This is a genomic window from Streptomyces sp. WELS2, from assembly GCF_013870595.1.
Taxonomy (GTDB): domain Bacteria; phylum Actinomycetota; class Actinomycetes; order Streptomycetales; family Streptomycetaceae; genus Streptomyces.
The window spans coordinates 1-16,660 of sequence record NZ_JACBWZ010000059.1; the positions used below are offsets into that span (position 1 = coordinate 1).

Consider the following 16,660-nt stretch of genomic DNA (forward strand, 5'->3'; position numbering starts at 1 on the left):
GGTCCGCACGGGCCCGGCCGGTGGGGGAGCGTGCTGGGACGGCGGGGCGGAAAAACGAATCAGCCGGTGACCCGTCTTGCGACGGAGTCACCGGCTGATCACACAGGGTGAGTGACGGGACTCGAACCCGCGACATCCTGGACCACAACCAGGTGCTCTACCAGCTGAGCTACACCCACCACGACCGGCGGTGGAACTTGTCGTTTCCCCGACCGGCCGAGAAGAAGTCTACAGGGTCTTCAGGGGTGCTCGCGCACACGTTTTCGCGCGGGCGGAACCGGGGCGGATCCGCGGGCGGCTACGGCGCGGGTACGACGTGCCGGGCGGCGATCCGCCGGGCGGTGTCGGAGTCCGGGCCGGGCTGGGGCACGAAGATGGCCTCGCGGTAGTAGCGCAGCTCGGCGATCGACTCGCGGATGTCGGCGAGGGCCCGGTGGTTGCCGTTCTTCTCCGGGCTGTTGAAGTACGCCCGCGGGTACCACCGGCGGGCCAGCTCCTTGATCGAGGAGACGTCGACGATCCGGTAGTGGAGGTAGTCCTCCAGGGTCGGCATGTCCCGCAGCAGGAAGCCGCGGTCGGTGCCCACGGAGTTCCCGCACAGCGGGGCCTTGCCGGGCTCCTTCACGTGCTCGCGCACATACGCCAGGACCTGCTCCTCGGCGTCCCTCAGGGTCGTGCCCCGCTCCAGCTCCGCGAGCAGCCCGGACGCGGTGTGCATCTGACGCACCACCTCCGGCATCGTCTCCAGCGCGCGGGCCGGCGGACGGATGACGATGTCCACCCCCTCGCCGAGTACGTTCAGCTCGGAGTCGGTGACGAGGGCGGCCACCTCGATGAGCGCGTCGTCGGACAGCGAGAGGCCGGTCATCTCGCAGTCGATCCACACCATGCGATCGTTCATGCGACCACCCTAAAGCGCACCTGAGCTTTTGGGTGCCCCCGTGCTCCGCGGGACGGGCCGTCGTACGGCCGCGGTCCGGGGAGGCACCAGGGGGGCGGACACGTCCGCCCCCCTGGTGCCGCACTCAGTTACCGCTGCGCGGGCCCGGCAGCAGGCCCACCGCGCCGGCCGGGGCACGGCGGGACTGGAGCGGTACTCCGCCCTCGCGGTGCTCGTGCAGCAGCGCGGGCGCGGGGCCGCTCACCGGTCCCGGGCCGGGCAGCCCCGCGGGGGCGCCCTGCGGGCCGGTCACCGGCACCGCCGGCTCCGGCTCGCCCGGCTTGTCGCCCTGCGGCCTGCGGGCCCGGTAGGCGGCCCGGTAGGCGGCGGGGGAGGAGCCGAGCTGACGGCGGAAGTGGCCGCGCAGGGCCACCGGGGAGCGGAAGCCGCAGCGGCCCGCCACCTCGTCCACCGAGTAGTCCGACGTCTCCAGCAGCCGCTGCGCCTGGAGCACCCGCTGCGTGATCAGCCACTGCAGCGGCGCGCTCCCGGTGAGCGAGCGGAACCGGCGGTCGAACGTGCGGCGGCTCATATAGGCGCGTGCCGCCAGCGTCTCCACGTCGAACTGCTCGTGGAGGTGTTCCAGCGCCCAGGCGACGACCTCGGCGAGCGGGTCGGCGCCGATCTCCTCGGGTAAAGACCGGTCGAGGTAGCGCTCCTGCCCGCCCGACCGGCGCGGCGGGACCACCAGGCGCCGGGCGAGCGCGCCGGCCGCCTCGCTGCCGTGGTCCGTCCGCACGATGTGGAGGCAGAGGTCGATCCCGGCCGCGGTGCCCGCCGACGTCAGCACATCGCCGTCGTCGACGAACAGCTCCCGCGGATCGACGTGCACCGACGGATAGCGCTTGGCCAGCGTCGGCGCGTACATCCAGTGGGTGGTCGCCGGGCGGCCGTCCAGCAGGCCGGCCGCCGCGAGCACGAAGGCACCGGTGCACAGCCCGACGATGCGGGCACCCTCCTCGTGCGCCCGGCGCAGCGCGTCGAGCGCCTCCTCCGGCGGCGGCGAGGTGATCGACCGCCAGGCCGGCACGACGACCGTCCCGGCACGGGAGATCGCCTCCAGCCCATGCGGTGCGGTGAGTTCCAGGCCCCCGGTGGTCCGCAGCGGGCCTTCCTCGCCCGCGCACACCAGCAGCCGGTAGCGCGGCACGCCGGCGTCCTGGCGGTCGATGCCGAACACCGAAAGCGGAATGGAACTCTCGAAGATGGGGCCGCCGCTGAACAGCAGCACCGCGACGATTTCCTTACGGCGTCGCCCGGACAGTTTCCGGGCTGCGGCATCCTGCGCGGCAGTGGAGTCGTGGCTCATACTGCTAAGCCCCCCTCGGTGGTCGCGGCTCCTCGGTTGTGTCGCTCCTGCACGTTTCCCCTCGGTCCTGCACGAGTCCCCCGCCGTAAAGACAGTCAAGATCGAATTTACTGGTTCCCGCGATCACGCGGTGGCCAGTTCGACACGCCGGACATTGTCGACATGACAACTTGGCGTGAAGCATTCGATCACGAAGCGTTGCACTCGCGGGGCGTGCAGGGAAGTGCGCCTTGTCGTCGTGGCCAAACCGCGTAGGGTGCGCGACACCCCGCGGACCCTTTCCTTGCAGGTGGAACGGGGATTGGAGGGTGGGTCGGGGCCCCCTTGGGCGATATCCAGAAGTTGGCTGAAAAGCAGCGCTCGGAGGCGCGAAAACAGGTCAGTCGACCGGTGTCTGACCCCGGGTGTGACGTCCGCCTCTTTGCGCCGCGCAACGCGCGGCACACCGCTCCGACCGGCGCAACAGCAGCCTGCACACGGCCGTCACGGCGGTCAGACCCAGTGCGGTGCCGGCGGCGCCGGCCAGCGAGGTGCCGTACCAGAGCAGGACGACCGGTACGAGTACGCAGCTGAAGGCCGCCCACCCGATCACCTCCCCGACGGCGTCCGGCGCGGGGCGGGGGTCGCTGCTGGATCGGGGACCGGGCATCTCGTACTCCCTGTGGCGGTGGCTCACCCGGGATCAACGCGCGTTCGACCGGCCGGTCACCGACCGTACATCTGTGAACGGTGTGCAAACCGCCTGTACGGGGCAGCAACCATTGCGTTACGGGCGCGGCTCGTGCATGCTCCGGTGAACCCCTACGGATGTCGGGGGACCGCTTACGGAGCGTGCGCGGGATCTGGGCTCAGGAGGCGTGCCGCCGTACCCTTGGGGGTATGGGCTTGGGAAGACGTTTCCCGGACACAGCTCCGCCGCACACTGTCGTCCCTTCCCATAAAGGATCACAACGCCGAGACAGCCATGGCCGGTCACGAATTCTTCGAACCCGCGGACCGCAAGCGGCCGGTCGCCGACCCCACGGCGGCCGATCCCCTGGCGGCGGAAGAGACACGTCCCTCCTGCGACCCAGCCTTCCGGCACGGAGTGGTCGTCGGCTTCGACGGCTCCATGTCCAGTGAGCGCGCCCTCGCCTACGCGATCGGCATGGCCCACCGCTCCCGCTCGGGCCTGATCATCGTCCATGTCGCCAACCGGCTGCCCACGACCGTGTGGGCCGGCTGCGAACCGCCCGTCTTCGTCGACGTGCCGGACCACCGCACCGAGGTCCTGGGGCTCGAGCTGGCCTGTGCGGACTATCTGTCCGAGGTGCCGTGGATCCTGGTCGAGCGGGGCGGGGACATCTGCCACGAACTCGAAGAGGTGGGGCGGGAGTACGAGGCCGACGCGATCGTGGTCGGCTCCACGCACGGCATCGTCGGCCGGATCTTCGGCTCCGTCGCCGGGCGGCTCGCCAAGCGGGCGCGGCGGCCCGTGATCGTCATCCCCTGACGCATCCCACGCCCCCTCAACTCCCTTGGCGCACAGGCGAACTACTGGCGCGTAGCAGGTGTTCCGGCCCTGGTGGGGGGCATATACCGGGCACCGCACCACCGCACCTGCACGAAGGGAGCCCGCCGTGGACAACGACGTCTCAGCGGGGAACGTCACCACCGCCGTGGCCGGCCGGCTGGCCCTCGCCCTCACCCTCCTGGCGTTCGGGCTCGGGACGACCGGCGTCATCCACGGCGTGGGCGCCTCCGACACCGTGACCGTGGCCCACTACGTCGGCGGGGTCACCCTCTTCGTCGTCGGCCTGCTGGCCCTGCACGACGGCGCGGCCGCCTCCGGGGCGGGGTACGTCACCCTCGGCGCCCTGTGGTTCGCCTGGGCCGTGTCGGACCGCGGTCCGGCCAACGCCGCCGGGCTCTTCCTGCTGCTGTTCGCCCTGGTCGCGCTCACCCTCACCCTCACCGGCCGGGATGCCCTCGGCCGGCTGATGTACGGGCTGCTGTTCCTGTCCATGCTGGTGCTGGCCGTCGCGGCCTTCGCCGGCAGTTCCGTGCTCGCCACGGCCGGCGGCTGGGTGGCCGTCGCCTCGGGGGCGGTGGCCTGGTACGCGGCGACGGCGGCGCTCGCGCACTGGCCGACGGTGGTGTCCCGGCGTGCCGCGGGCCGGGGGGTGACGGCCACCGGTTGAAGTCGAGCGGCATGAGAAGGACCCCCGCGTGACTGGTGGCACACGCGGGGGTCCGTTCTGTGGTCGTGCCGGTGGCAGCGCCTACTCGACCGTGACCGACTTGGCGAGGTTCCTCGGCTTGTCGATGTCCCGGCCGAGCGCCTTCGCCGTGTGGTAGGCGAGGAGCTGGAGGGGGATGCCCATCAGGATCGGGTCCAGCTCGTCCTCGTTCTTCGGGACGATGATGGTCTCGTCCGCCTTCTCCTGGTGCTGGTGGGCCACCGCGAGGATCTTGCCCTCGCGGGCCTTGATCTCCTCCAGGGCCGCGCGGTTCTTCTCCAGCAGGTCGTCGTCGGGGACGATCGCGACCGTGGGCAGGGCCGGCTCGATGAGGGCCAGCGGGCCGTGCTTCAGCTCGGAGGCGGGGTAGGCCTCGGCGTGGATGTAGGAGACCTCCTTGAGCTTCAGGGAGGCCTCGCGGGCCACCGGGTAGCCCCGGACGCGGCCGATGAAGAGCATCGAGCGGGCGTCGGCGTAGTTCTCCGCCAGCCGCTTGATCTCCTCCTCCTGCTTGAGGATCTCGGAGATCTGCTGCGGCAGCTTGCGCAGGCCCTCGATGATCCGCTTGCCGTCGCGCACCGACAGGTCGCGGGTGCGGCCCAGGTGCAGTGCCAGCAGGGCGAAGGCCACCGTGGTGTTGGTGAAGCACTTGGTGGACACCACGCAGACCTCGGGGCCGGCGTGGACGTAGACGCCGCCGTCGGCCTCGCGGGCGATCGCCGAGCCGACGACGTTGACCACGCCGAGGACCCGCGCGCCCTTGCGCTTCAGCTCCTGCACGGCGGCCAGGACGTCGTAGGTCTCACCGGACTGGGAGACGGCGATGTAGAGGGTGTCGGGGTCCACGACCGCGTTGCGGTAGCGGAACTCGGAGGCCGGCTCGGCGTCGGCGGGGATGCGGGCCAGCTCCTCGATCATCTGGGCGCCGATCATGCCCGCGTGGTACGAGGTGCCGCAGCCGAGGATCTTCACCCGGCGGATCCGCCGGGCCTCGCGGGCGTCCAGGTTGAGGCCGCCGAGGTGCACGGTGGAGAACCGGTCGTCGATCCGGCCGCGCAGCACCCGGTCCACGGCGTCGGCCTGCTCGAAGATCTCCTTGTGCATGTAGGTGTCGTGGCCGCCCATGTCGTACGACTCGGCCTCCCACTCCACCGTGGTGGGCTCGGCGGTGGTGCGCGTGCCCTCGGTGGTGTAGGTGCGGAAGTCGTCGGCCTTGAGGGTGGCCATCTCGCCGTCGTCGAGGGTCACTATCTGGCGGGTGTGGGTGACCAGCGCGGCGATGTCGGAGGCGACGAACATCTCCTTCTCGCCGATGCCGAGGACGACCGGGGAGCCGTTGCGGGCCACCACGATCCGGTCCGGGAAGTCGGCGTGCAGGACGGCGATGCCGTAGGTGCCCTCGACCAGCCGGACCGCCTGGCGGACCTTGTCCTCCAGCTTCTCGGCCTGCGAGCGGGCGATCAGGTGGGTGAGGACCTCGGTGTCGGTCTCGGAGAGGAACTCGACGCCGTCCGCCTCCAGCTTGCGGCGCAGGTCGGAGGCGTTGTCGATGATGCCGTTGTGGACGACGGCCACCTTCTGGTCGGCCGACATGTGCGGGTGGGCGTTCACGTCGGAGGGGGCGCCGTGGGTGGCCCAGCGGGTGTGGGCGATGCCGGTGGTGCCCTTGAAGCGCGCCGGGACCCTGGCCTCCAGGTCGCGCACCCGGCCCTTGGCCTTGACCATCTTCAGGCCGGGCGTCTTCGGCGAGGTGACGACGATGCCCGCGGAGTCGTAGCCGCGGTACTCCAGGCGCTGGAGACCCTCCAGGAGGAGGGGGGCGACATCACGCTTCCCGATGTAACCGACAATTCCGCACATATATAGAGGTATCCCTTGGCTGTCGCTGGTCCGGGCTGGAGGGGGCGGGCTGAGCGGGGGCCTGGCTGCTGCCGGGCTCAGCCGTAGACCATGCGGCGCAGCTGCCTGAGCGAGAGCTCCGGCGGCGCCACCGCCCGGTATTTCAGGTCCGCCTCGATCCGCTGGAAGATCTCCGCGTTCACCAGGCCCTGGGCCTGGAGCTCGCGGTGGCGGCGACGGACGTACTCCTGGGTCGTCTCGTCGAAGTAGGCGAGCACGTCCTGGACCACGCGCAGCGCCTCGCCCCGGCTCAGGGGCGTGGACCGCGTCAGATGATCTACGAGTTCGTCGTGCACCCGGTAGATCCTGGGGTACCGGCGCCTGTTTCGCAAGAATCGTGCCCGAATCCGGGCAGAGGGCTGTTGAAACTCTTATGGCGCCCTGTTCGCCCCCCGTCCATCCGGAGTCCTGCGTCCCGTTGCCCGAGCCGACGAGTTTCAGACGTCATGGACATTCCTCGTATGGGCGTTCCCGAGAAGCTGGCCGAGCGCATGAGCATGGCCGAACAGCACGAGTACCTGCGCGCCAGATTCTCGCGGCGCACCATGATCCGGGGCGGCGCGGTCACGCTGGGCGCCGTCGCCGGTGGCGCGTTCGTGCCGGGGGCCACCGCCCGGGCCGCGGTACCGGCCCAGCGCTCCGTCCCCGCCGCGGCCGCGGTCGACGGCGCGTATGTCGCCCCCTTCGGCCGCCACCTGGCCTGGGGCAACGACCCGCGCACCGAGATCACCGTCTCCTGGCAGGTCCCGGTCGCCGTCAAGAACCCGTTCATCCGGATCGGGGCCCACCCCTCGGACCTCTCCCGCAGAATAGAGGCCGAGGTCCGCACCCTGTACACCCCGGCCGGGGTCGGCGCGAGCGGCGACCACACCCAGTACTACCTGCACGCCAGGCTGACCCACCTGCGCCCCGGCAGGACCTACTACTACGGCGTCGGCCACCAGGGCTTCGACCCGGCCGAGCCGCACCTGCTGGGCACCCTGGGCACCTTCACCACCGCCCCCGCCCACAAGGCGCCGTTCACCTTCACCGCCTTCGGCGACGAGGGTGTCGGCTACCACGGCCTGGCCAACAACAGCCTCCTGCTCGGCCAGAACCCCGCCTTCCACCTGCACGCCGGCGACATCGCCTACGCCGACCCGTCCGGCGCGGGCAAGACCGCCGACACCGGCTTCGACGCGCGCACCTGGGACTCCTTCCTCGCCCAGACCGAGACCGTCGCCAAGCAGGTCCCGTGGATGCCGGCGTACGGCAACCACGACATGGAGGCCTGGTACTCGCCCAACGGCTACGGCGGCGAGGACGCCCGCTGGACCCTGCCGGACAACGGCCCGGACCGCCAGAACCTCCCGGGCGTCTACTCCTTCGTCTACGGCAACACCGCCGTCATCTCGCTCGACGCCAACGACATCTCCTTCGAGATCCCGGCGAACCTGGGCATTTCAGGCGGTACCCAGACCGCGTGGCTGGAAGGACAGCTGAAGAAGTTCCGCGCCGCGAAGGACGTGGACTTCATCGTCGTCTTCTTCCACCACTGCGCCTACTGCACCTCCACCGCCCACGCCTCCGAGGGCGGAGTGCGCCAGGAGTGGGTGCCGCTGTTCGAGAAGTACACCGTGGACCTGGTCATCAACGGCCACAACCACCAGTACGAGCGCACCGACGTGATCAAGGCGGGCGAGGTCGCCAGGAAGCTGCCCATCGGCGGCACGGCCTACCCGGAGACCGACGGCGTGGTCTACGTCACCGCGGGCGCGGCCGGCCGCAGCCTGTACGCCTTCTCCGCCCCCGACACCTACGAGGGCCACGAGCACGAGACCGACTCCGTGGCCTCGTTCGTCAACACCAAGGACGGCAAGGTCCACGAGACCGTCGGCTGGTCCCGGGTGCGCTACCTGAACTACTCCTTCCTGCGCGTGGACGTCAGCCCCGCGCCCAGGGGCCGTCAGACCACCCTGCGGGTGTCGGGCATCGCCGAGACCGGCGACCGCATCGACCACTTCACGGTGTCCCGCACGGCCAAGTAGTCCCCGCGGAACGGGCGGTCCTCACAGGCGCTTGAGGACCGCCTGCTTGGCCAGCGTGAACTCCTCGTCCGTCAGCACCCCGTCACGGTGCAGCTCGCCCAGCTCCCGCAGCCGCCGCAGCAGCGTGTCGTGGTCGTCCCCGGCCCGCCGCTCTCCGGTCTCCGGTTCCCCGGCCCGCTGTGCCGGGATCCGCCCCGGCTCCTCCCGCGCGGCCGAGGGGTGCGGCAGCCGCGCCTGCACCGCCGCCGCGACCAGGGCCATCAGCGGGTCCTTCCTGAACCCCCACAGCTCCACCGCGTTCGGGTCGTACTTGGGCGGCGCGCCGGCCGGGGCGCCGCGCACCAGGAACCGCAGGTGCCCGTTCTCCAGCCCGGCCGCCGGCTGCCACTCCACACCGGTGAGGTCGGCGAGCGCGATCGTGCGTGGCCCGGACGACGCCTTGGAATCCTCCGTCTTCCAGTTCCACTCCAGCCGCACCCGTTCCCCGTCGAAGCTCGCGGTGCCGTCCCCGGCCGAGGCGGACACCGGCAGCGACGGGCCCGGCAGCAGGTACTCGTCGACCGGCCCGGGCGAAATCCCCTCCAGCAGGAGGGCGTTGCGCACCTCGTCGGCGATGTACTCGGCCACGCCGTACCGGTCGGACTCCACGACGAGCTGATACGGGTCGTTCGGCTCGGCGAGCCGGCCCGCGGTGGCCTGGAGCAGCGGATCGGCGCCGTCGCGCAGCCGCAGCCTCAGCCGCCCCGACTTCCGGCCCTGCTCGACGGAGATCCCGGCCAACGCGCCCAGCGGGACGACGAGTTCGCCCAGCTCACGGCGGAGCGGGCCGACGTTCTTCTCCCGGCCCGGGGTGATCCGCAGAGCGTCGCCGTCGAAGGCCCAGGTGCCGTCCTTCTGGATGATGTCCGCCATACGGGGATTGTTTCACCCGATCTGCGGCACAGTGGAGGACGACCCCGTATGACGGTCAACCTCCCCCCACCGAAGGGAGCGCATGTGAGACCGAACCACGGCACGACTCCCCGGACGTTCCGCATCCTCGCCACCCTGCTGCTGCTCGCGGCGGCCGGTGCCTTCGGCGTCGGCGCGGCCCCCGAGGTCCAGGCCGCCGCCCCCTCGCCGCTGGACCGGGTGGTCCCGGCACCCGTCTCCGTCCAGCCGGGCGGCACCCCCTACCGCATCACCCGCGCCACCCGCATCCGCGTCGGCGCCTCCGCCGAGGTCCGCCGCGTCGGCGCCTACCTCGCCGGCATCCTGCGCCCGTCCACCGGATACCCGCTGCCGCTCACCGGCCACGGCAGCGGCGGCATCCGGCTCCGGTTGCAGAAGGGCGACTTCGGCGCCGAGGGCTACCGGCTGCACAGCGGCGCCGGCGGCGTCACCCTCACCGCACGCACCCCCGCCGGGCTCTTCCACGGCGTCCAGACCCTGCGCCAGCTCCTCCCGGCGGCCGTCGAGAAGAAGACCGTGCAGCGCGGCCCCTGGCAGATCGCCGGCGGCACCATCGAGGACCGCCCCCGCTACGCCTACCGGGGCGCCATGCTCGACGTGGCCCGGCACTTCCTCACCGTCGCCCAGGTCAAGCGCTACATCGACCAGCTGGCCCTCTACAAGGTCAACGAACTGCACCTGCACCTCAGCGACGACCAGGGCTGGCGCATCGCCGTCGACTCCTGGCCGCGCCTGGCCGCCCACGGCGGCGCCACCGAGGTCGGCGGCGGCCCGGGCGGCTACTACACCAAGGCCGACTACCGGGAGATCGTCCGGTACGCGGCCTCCCGCTACCTGGAGGTCGTCCCCGAGATCGACATGCCCGGCCACACCAACGCGGCCCTGTCCTCGTACGCGGAGCTCAACTGCGACGGCGTGGCCCCCCCGCCCTACACCGGCACCCAGGTCGGCTTCAGCTCGCTGTGCGTACCCAAGGAGGTCACCTACGCCTTCGTCGACGACGTGATCCGCGAGGTGGCCGCCCTCACCCCCGGCCGCTACCTGCACATCGGCGGCGACGAGGCGCACTCCACCAGCCACCCCGACTACGTGGCCTTCATGGACCGCGTCCAGCCGGTGGTCGCCCGCCACGGCAAGACGGTCATCGGCTGGCACCAGCTCACCGGCGCCCACCCGGCCCCGGGTGCCCTCGCCCAGTACTGGGGCCTGGACCGCACCGGCGCCGCCGAGAAGGAACAGGTCGCACAGGCCGCCAGGAACGGCACCGGGGTCATCCTGTCCCCGGCCGACCGGATCTACCTCGACATGAAGTACACCGCCGCCACCCCCATCGGCACCAAGTGGGCGGGCCTGGTGGAAGTACAGCGCTCCTACGACTGGGACCCGGGCTCCTATCTCGCCGGGGTGCCCGCCTCGGCCGTCCGGGGTGTCGAGGCACCCCTGTGGACGGAGACGGTGAAGACCACCGCCGACATCGAGTACCTGGCCTTCCCCCGCCTCGCCGGGGCGGCCGAGCTGGGCTGGTCGCCGGCCGCCCGGCTGGGCTGGGACGGCTACCGGGAGCGGCTGGCCGCGCAGGGCCCGCGCTGGGACGCCCTCGGCATCGGCTACTACCACTCGCCGCAGGTGCCCTGGCCGGCATCCTGACCGGGTGAAGCACGACGGGCACCCCGCAGGACCGTACTCCGGGGTGCCCGTCCGCTCGTGGAGCCGTCAGAACCCGGCGATGGGGTTCCTCAGCGTGCCGACCAGCTGGAGCGCGCCGGACGGGTCGGCGAGGTCCACCATCTGCCTGTTGTCGCGCAGCTGGAGCCGGTTGAGGCAGGACAGCGCGAACTCCGGCGCGAACATGTCGTACTGGCGGAACCGGTCGGCCAGCTGCGGGTTCGCCTCCTGGTACTCGCGGGTGACCTCGGCGACCGTGCGCCAGAAGCCGTCCTCCTCCAGGACGCCCTCGGCGGCGAGCTGGGCGGCCAGGAAGCGGAAGAAGCAGTCGAAGACGTCCGTGAAGATCGACAGCAGCTTCTGCTCCTCGGGCACCTCCACCCGGATGCGCGCCACCTCCGGCGGCAGCGCCGCGTCCGGGTCCATGACGGCGATCTCCTCCGCGATGTCCTTGTAGACCGCCCGCCGCACGGCCCCGTCCCGCAGTACCAGGACCGTGTTCTCGCCGTGCGGCATGAACACCAGGTCGTAGGCGTAGAAGCTGTGCAGCAGCGGGGTGTAGTAGGCCCGCAGATACCGCCGCAGCCACTCGGCCGGGGCCAGGCCCGACCGCTCGATCAGCGCGCCCGCGAAGGAGGCTCCCTCGTGGTCGACGTGCAGCAGCGAGGCCATCGTCGCCAGGGACTCGCCCTCCTCCAGCGAGGGCACCGGGCTCTCCCGCCACAGCGCGGCCAGCATCTTGCGGTACGGCGAGTAGCGGTCGGTGGCCCGCTCGTACTCCAGGTGCCGGTAGCCCACGGCCGCCCGCTCCCGGATGACCGACAGGCCGCTCGCCTTCAGCACCGGGTCGCTGTCGATCAGCTGCGCCAGCCAGTCGTTGATCGCCGGGGTGGCCTCCATGTAGGCGGCCGAGAGACCGCGCATGAAGCCCATGTTGAGGACCGACAGCGCCGTCTTCACATAGTGCTTGTGCGGGGCGCTGGTGTTGAAGAAGGTGCGGATCGACTGCTGGGCCAGGTACTCGTCGTCGCCCTCGCCGAGCGGCACCAGCAGATTCCGGGCCACCTCGGCGGCGAAGGTGACGCTGAGCTTGTTCCACCACTGCCAGGGGTGGACCGGTATGAACAGGTAGTCGGCGGGGTCCAGGCCCCGGCCGGTGAGGACGGACCGGAACCGCGTGACCGTCTCCGCGCCCAGCTCCTCGCGCAGGAACGACTCGTACTCGATCCCCACGCCGGCCGTGAACGCGGCCCGCGAGCGGTGCGCGGCCAGCCACACCAGCCGGACGGGGCTCGCCGTCTCCGGCGCGTACGACAGGTACTCGTGGACGCCGAAGCCGAGCCGCCCGTTGTTCGCGACGAAGCACGGGTGGCCCTCGGTCATCCCGGTCTCGATCGCCTGGAACCCGGCGCTTATCAGCTCCGCCGAGGTCATCCGGGGCTTGGTGAGCTTGTAGCAGGTGCTTGACAGGGTGGAGGAGATCTCCTCCAGGTACACCGGCAGGATCTCGTCGCTCAGCCCCAGCGACTCCTTCAGCTCGATGAGGAAGTCCAGCGCGTCCAGGGCGGGTTCGGCGCCGTCGCGGTGCCGGGCGATGGAGTCGGGGTCGATCTGCCAGTGGTCCAGGGCCCGGCGCACGGCGGTGAACCGGTAGCTGGTGAGCCCGTCGTCGCTGCGCACGACGTAGCGGCCGCCGCCCTGCTCCTCGGGTGTGATCAGCCGCTCGTGCGCGAACTCGGCGAGTGCCTTGCGTATCAGCAGGCGGTTGGCCCTCTCCCACCGCTCGGGGGACAGATGGGTCACGGCGTCGGCGAGGGTCATGCGGTCACCGCCTTCTCGAACCGCTCGCGGGTGCAGAAGCTCAGCAGCGCCCGCTTCTCCGGCTTGTCGATCTCCCGCTCGGGCACGAACCCGACGGCCGCGTTCAGGGCGTGCACCGCCGTGTTGCGGACGTCCGGCTCGACCACCACCCGCTCCACCGCCGGGTCCTCGAACAGGTGCGCCATCACGGCGCTGATCACGGCCCGGGTGAACCCGTGCTCGGGGGTGTCCGTGGCCGGCGTCAGGAAGTGCATGCCCACGTCCCCCGGCAGCGCCTCGTACAGCCCCACCAGCTCCCGGTGCGCGGGATCGTACTTCTCCATCAGGAACACCGGCTCACCGCCGCGCAGCCCGAACAGCGCGTGATGGTGATCGTCCGCCGCTATCTCCATGTAGGCCCGCTCGACGTCCTCCAGCCGAGCGTCCTGCATCATCCAGAACGCCGCCTTGGGATGCGTGACCCAGGAGTGCAGCAACCGGGCGTCGTTCAGCGGGTCGACGGGTCGGAAGGTGAAGGTCATACGGCGAACTCCTGGAAGGCGACGGACTTCTCGACCGGGTAGTACTCGGTGCCGAGCAGCTCACGGATGATGTACGCGTTCCGGTACGCGCCCATCCCCAGGTCGGGGCTGGTGATGCTGTGGGTGTGGACGCCGGCGTTCTGCAGGAAGACCCCGCGCCCGGTGACGTCCACGCTGTAGTTGCGGGCCACGTCGAAGCGGCCGTGGCCGTCGAAGCGGAGCCGGTCGCGGACGGGGCCGAGGAACGCGGGCGGGGTGTAGTGGTAGCCGGTGGCCAGCACCAGGCCCTCGGTGCGGATCTCGAAGTCCTTGTCCTGCTCGTCCTGGTGGAAGCCGAGGGTGTACGAGCCGTCGGCGTAGGCCGCCGTGCGCAGCGTGGAGTTGGTCAGCAGCCGGGTGGGCACTCCGCGGTCGCCGCTCTCGACGTTCTTCTGGTACAGAAGGTCGAAGATGGAGTCGATCAGGTCCGAGTTGATGCCCTTGAACAGGCCCTTCTGCTGCTTCTCCAGCCGGTAGCGGGTCTCCTCGGGCAGCGCCCGGAAGTAGTCGATGTAGTCCGGGGAGGTCATCTCCAGGGTCAGCTTGGTGTACTCCAGCGGGAAGAACCGCGGGGAGCGGGTGACCCAGTTGAGCCGGTAGCCGTGGGTGTCGATCCCGGCGAGCAGCTCGTGGTAGATCTCGGCCGCGCTCTGGCCGCTGCCGACGACGGTGATGGACTCCTTCTCCAGCAGCTCGGCCTTGCGGTGCATGTACTGGGAGGTGTGCAGGAAGTCCCCGCCGAGGTCCCGGCACGCCTCGGGGACGAAGGGCACGGTGCCGGTGCCCAGCACCAGGTGCCGGGCGCGGTAGGTGTCCCCGGCCGCGGTGCGCACCTCGTACAGCCCGTCGTCGTACGACACCTCGGTGACCGTGGTGCCGAAGCGGACGCGGTCCAGTTTCCCGGCGGCCCAGCGGCAGTAGTCGTCGTACTCGACGCGCAGCGGGTAGAAGTTCTCGCGGATGTAGAACGAGTACAGTCTGCCCTTCTCCTTCAGGTAGTTCAGGAAGGAGTACGGCGAGGTCGGATCGGCCAGGGTGACCAGGTCCGACATGAACGGGGTCTGCAGGTGGGCGCCGTCCAGGAACATCCCGGCGTGCCACTCGAAGTCGGGCTTGGACTCCAGGAACACGCCGTCCAGTTCGGCGATCGGCTCGGTGAGGCAGGCGAGGCCGAGGTTGAAGGGGCCGAGCCCGATCCCCACGAAGTCGTAGGTCTTGGTCGGGCTGTCAGGACGCGCGGTCAAGGGACTCTCCCAGGTACTGCTCGGCGTGGCCGGCGATCAGGTCGAGGACGGCGGCGATGTCGTCCGCCTTGGTCTCGGGGTTGAGCAGGGTGAACTTCAGGTAGTGGCGGCCGGCCACCTTGGTGCCCGCGACCACGGCGTCGCCGGAGGCGAACAGGGCCTTGCGGGCGTAGAGGTTGGCCCGGTCGGTCTCGGCCGGGTCGGTGACGGCCGCGGGGATGTAGCGGAAGACCAGGGTGGACAGCGAGGGTTCGACCACGACGTCGTAGCGCGGGTCGGCCGCCAGCAGCTCCCAGCCCTCGCGCGCCAGGTCGCACACCTCGTCGAAGAGCTGCCCGATGCCGTCGGCGCCCATCGTGCGCAGGGTCAGCCACAGCTTGAGGGCGTCGAAGCGGCGGGTGGTCTGGAGGGACTTGTCCACCTGGTTGGGGATGCGTTCCTGCACCATGCGGCGGGGGTTGAGGTACTCGGCGTGGTAGGTGGCGTGCCGCAGGGTGGCCGCGTCCCGGACCAGCACGGCGGAGGAACTGACCGGCTGGAAGAAGGACTTGTGGTAGTCGACGGTGACGGAGTCGGCGCGCTCGATGCCGTCGATGCGGTGCCGGTACTTCAGGGAGGCGAGCAGCCCGCAGCCGTAGGCGGCGTCCACGTGCATCCACACGCCGTACTGGGCGCACAGCCCGGCGATCTCGGGCAGCGGGTCGATGGAGCCGAAGTCGGTGGTGCCGGCGGTGGCGACGACGGCCATGGGCACCAGGCCGTCCCGCGCGCAGCGCTCCAGTTCGCGGGCGAGGGCGACCGTCTGCATGCGCTGGTCGTGGTCGACGGGAACGGCGACGACGGCTTCCGGGCCGAGCCCGAGCAGTTTCGCCGACTTCCTGACGCTGAAGTGGCCGGCCTCGGAGGCGAAGATCCGCAGTTTCGCGAGCGAGTCGCTCTTGGCCTCCTCCCGCGCGAGCAGCAGCGCCTGGAGGTTGGACTGGGTGCCGCCGGAGGTGAAGACGCCGTCGGCGGCCGGGCCGAGGCCGATGCGGGCGGCCGTCCAGTCGATGAGCTTGCGCTCGATGAGGGTGCCGCCGGCGGACTGGTCCCAGGTGTCCAGCGAGGAGTTGACGGCGGACAGCACGGCCTCGGCGAGCACCGCCGGGATGACCACCGGGCAGTTGAGGTGGGCCAGGTAGCGGGGGTGGTGGAAGTAGACCGCGTCCCGCAGGTAGACGTCCTCCAGCTCGTCCAGGGCGGCGGTGGTGTCGCCCAGCGGACGGTCGAGGTCGATCGCGTCGACGGCCGGGAGGAGTGCGTCCACGGCGACGCCGGTGAACGGACGGTCGGTGGTGGCGAGTTTGGCCGCCACCCGCTCGACTCCTTCGGTCACGGAGCGGCGGTAGTGCTCCGCGGTGAGGCCATTGAGCAGGTGCGAGCGCATGTGGGGGTCCTCCGAGGGGACGGGTCCGTACCGGATGATCTTAGGTTAGCCTAACCTAAGTTTCGCGGAGGGAGGCGTGCCTCTCCCAGGGCCGGAACAGGCCAAAGGAGAGGCTGCCGGGTTACTCGCCCGTCTCGCGGAGCTGTTCCTCCGTCAGGCCCTGGCGCCAGTAGCCGACGAACGTCACGCGCCGCCGGTCCACCCCGCGCTCCCCGACGAAGTGCCGCCGCAGGGCCTTGACCTGGCCGGACTCCCCGGCGAGCCACACATACGGCCGCTCGGCGGCCGGCAGCGCGGCGGCCCGTACGGCGTCGGCGGTCATGGGGGAGTCGTCGTGCCGTACGAGCCAGGTGATCTCCGCGTCCGCCTGCGTGCGCACGACCTGCACGTCACCGGCGTGCGGCACCTCCAGCCAGGCCCGCACCCGGGTGCCGGCGGGCAGGGACTCGAGGATCGCGGTCGCGGCGGGTACGGCCGTCTCGTCACCGCACAGCACGACGAGGTCGGTGTCCGCGGGCGGCCGGAAGCGGATCGCGCGGTTGTCCGGCGACCCGGCGCCCTCCCGAAACCTAGGAGACACCTTGAAGCGCGACATCCAC

Annotated in this window: 15 protein-coding genes and 1 tRNA gene; 4 read left to right on the forward strand and 12 right to left on the reverse strand. The window is 70.9% G+C overall.

Annotation, left to right across the window (positions count from 1 at the left end; genetic code table 11):
* Positions 1-106: 106 nt before the first annotated feature.
* The 4 genes from H5J33_RS06280 to H5J33_RS06295 form a co-directional block, all read right to left on the reverse strand.
* A tRNA-His gene (locus H5J33_RS06280) sits at positions 107-179 on the reverse strand.
* A gap of 119 nt (positions 180-298) precedes the next feature.
* Complete coding sequence (gene orn / locus H5J33_RS06285) at positions 299-901, reverse strand: oligoribonuclease (protein WP_181793788.1); 603 nt, start codon at positions 899-901, stop codon at positions 299-301.
* Positions 902-1,025: 124 nt separating this feature from the next.
* Entirely contained in the window at positions 1,026-2,249 is a 1,224-nt protein-coding gene (locus H5J33_RS06290; RefSeq protein ID WP_181793790.1) for a helix-turn-helix domain-containing protein, read from the reverse strand.
* A 379-nt stretch (positions 2,250-2,628) separates the two neighbouring features.
* Complete coding sequence (locus H5J33_RS06295; protein WP_181793792.1) at positions 2,629-2,898, reverse strand: hypothetical protein; 270 nt, start codon at positions 2,896-2,898, stop codon at positions 2,629-2,631.
* Between the two features lie 315 nt (positions 2,899-3,213).
* Between H5J33_RS06295 and H5J33_RS06300 the strand changes: the two genes are divergently transcribed.
* Together H5J33_RS06300 and H5J33_RS06305 are read left to right on the forward strand one after the other, a co-directional pair.
* The gene (locus H5J33_RS06300; protein ID WP_181793794.1) at positions 3,214-3,741 is read left to right on the forward strand and encodes a universal stress protein; all 528 of its coding nucleotides are present in this window, start codon (positions 3,214-3,216) and stop codon (positions 3,739-3,741) included.
* A gap of 127 nt (positions 3,742-3,868) precedes the next feature.
* Positions 3,869-4,429: a hypothetical protein gene (locus tag H5J33_RS06305; protein ID WP_181793795.1), complete on the forward strand. Its 561-nt coding sequence runs from the start codon at positions 3,869-3,871 to the stop codon at positions 4,427-4,429.
* A gap of 81 nt (positions 4,430-4,510) precedes the next feature.
* On the opposite strand, the gene glmS is transcribed toward H5J33_RS06305, so the two are convergent.
* Positions 4,511-6,328, reverse strand: coding sequence for a glutamine--fructose-6-phosphate transaminase (isomerizing) (glmS, locus tag H5J33_RS06310; RefSeq protein ID WP_181793797.1), 1,818 nt, complete (start codon positions 6,326-6,328; stop codon positions 4,511-4,513).
* 77 nt (positions 6,329-6,405) lie between these two features.
* On the reverse strand, positions 6,406-6,663 hold the full coding sequence (locus H5J33_RS06315; protein WP_030782447.1) for a hypothetical protein: 258 nt from the start codon (positions 6,661-6,663) through the stop codon (positions 6,406-6,408).
* A 165-nt stretch (positions 6,664-6,828) separates the two neighbouring features.
* On the opposite strand from H5J33_RS06315, the gene H5J33_RS06320 reads away from it, so the two are divergent.
* Positions 6,829-8,394: a metallophosphoesterase family protein gene (locus H5J33_RS06320; RefSeq protein ID WP_181793799.1), complete on the forward strand. Its 1,566-nt coding sequence runs from the start codon at positions 6,829-6,831 to the stop codon at positions 8,392-8,394.
* Between the two features lie 21 nt (positions 8,395-8,415).
* Here H5J33_RS06320 and H5J33_RS06325 read toward each other — a convergent pair whose 3' ends face one another.
* On the reverse strand, positions 8,416-9,306 hold the full coding sequence (locus H5J33_RS06325) for a DUF4429 domain-containing protein (protein ID WP_181793800.1): 891 nt from the start codon (positions 9,304-9,306) through the stop codon (positions 8,416-8,418).
* Between the two features lie 48 nt (positions 9,307-9,354).
* Here H5J33_RS06325 and H5J33_RS06330 point away from each other — a divergent pair, with 48 nt between their 5' ends.
* Positions 9,355-10,992 carry a beta-N-acetylhexosaminidase gene (locus tag H5J33_RS06330; RefSeq protein ID WP_220212021.1) on the forward strand — a complete coding sequence of 546 codons (1,638 nt, stop codon included), beginning with the start codon at positions 9,355-9,357 and terminating at the stop codon, positions 10,990-10,992.
* A gap of 66 nt (positions 10,993-11,058) precedes the next feature.
* On the opposite strand, the gene H5J33_RS06335 is transcribed toward H5J33_RS06330, so the two are convergent.
* From H5J33_RS06335 to H5J33_RS06355, 5 genes are all read right to left on the reverse strand, one after another.
* Entirely contained in the window at positions 11,059-12,831 is a 1,773-nt protein-coding gene (locus H5J33_RS06335) for an IucA/IucC family siderophore biosynthesis protein (RefSeq protein WP_181793804.1), read from the reverse strand.
* A complete protein-coding gene (locus H5J33_RS06340) occupies positions 12,828-13,352 on the reverse strand; it encodes a GNAT family N-acetyltransferase (RefSeq protein ID WP_181793806.1) in 525 nt (174 codons plus the stop codon). Before H5J33_RS06340 ends, H5J33_RS06335 begins: the two co-directional genes overlap by 4 nt.
* On the reverse strand, positions 13,349-14,635 hold the full coding sequence (locus H5J33_RS06345) for a lysine N(6)-hydroxylase/L-ornithine N(5)-oxygenase family protein (protein WP_181793807.1): 1,287 nt from the start codon (positions 14,633-14,635) through the stop codon (positions 13,349-13,351). The genes H5J33_RS06340 and H5J33_RS06345 overlap by 4 nt, the downstream gene beginning before the upstream one ends.
* A complete protein-coding gene (desA, locus tag H5J33_RS06350; protein ID WP_181793809.1) occupies positions 14,619-16,061 on the reverse strand; it encodes a lysine decarboxylase DesA in 1,443 nt (480 codons plus the stop codon). Before desA ends, H5J33_RS06345 begins: the two co-directional genes overlap by 17 nt.
* 121 nt (positions 16,062-16,182) lie before the next feature.
* Positions 16,183-16,660, reverse strand: a 478-nt coding sequence (locus tag H5J33_RS06355) for a siderophore-interacting protein (RefSeq protein WP_181793810.1), incomplete at its 5' end; no start/stop codon positions are given.

Excerpts from the sequence above, each read along its gene's own strand:
- H5J33_RS06290 (WP_181793790.1), bottom strand. The coding sequence starts at position 2,249 with ATGAGCCACGACTCCACTGCCGCGCAGGATGCCGCAGCCCGGAAACTG.
- desA (WP_181793809.1), bottom strand. The coding sequence starts at position 16,061 with ATGCGCTCGCACCTGCTCAATGGCCTCACCGCGGAGCACTACCGCCGC.
- H5J33_RS06325 (WP_181793800.1), bottom strand. The coding sequence starts at position 9,306 with ATGGCGGACATCATCCAGAAGGACGGCACCTGGGCCTTCGACGGCGAC.
- H5J33_RS06335 (WP_181793804.1), bottom strand. The coding sequence starts at position 12,831 with ATGACCCTCGCCGACGCCGTGACCCATCTGTCCCCCGAGCGGTGGGAG.
- H5J33_RS06300 (WP_181793794.1), top strand. The coding sequence starts at position 3,214 with ATGGCCGGTCACGAATTCTTCGAACCCGCGGACCGCAAGCGGCCGGTC.
- H5J33_RS06295 (WP_181793792.1), bottom strand. The coding sequence starts at position 2,898 with ATGCCCGGTCCCCGATCCAGCAGCGACCCCCGCCCCGCGCCGGACGCC.
- glmS (WP_181793797.1), bottom strand. The coding sequence starts at position 6,328 with ATGTGCGGAATTGTCGGTTACATCGGGAAGCGTGATGTCGCCCCCCTC.
- H5J33_RS06330 (WP_220212021.1), top strand. The coding sequence starts at position 9,355 with ATGACGGTCAACCTCCCCCCACCGAAGGGAGCGCATGTGAGACCGAAC.
- H5J33_RS06340 (WP_181793806.1), bottom strand. The coding sequence starts at position 13,352 with ATGACCTTCACCTTCCGACCCGTCGACCCGCTGAACGACGCCCGGTTG.
- orn (WP_181793788.1), bottom strand. The coding sequence starts at position 901 with ATGAACGATCGCATGGTGTGGATCGACTGCGAGATGACCGGCCTCTCG.
- H5J33_RS06320 (WP_181793799.1), top strand. The coding sequence starts at position 6,829 with ATGGGCGTTCCCGAGAAGCTGGCCGAGCGCATGAGCATGGCCGAACAG.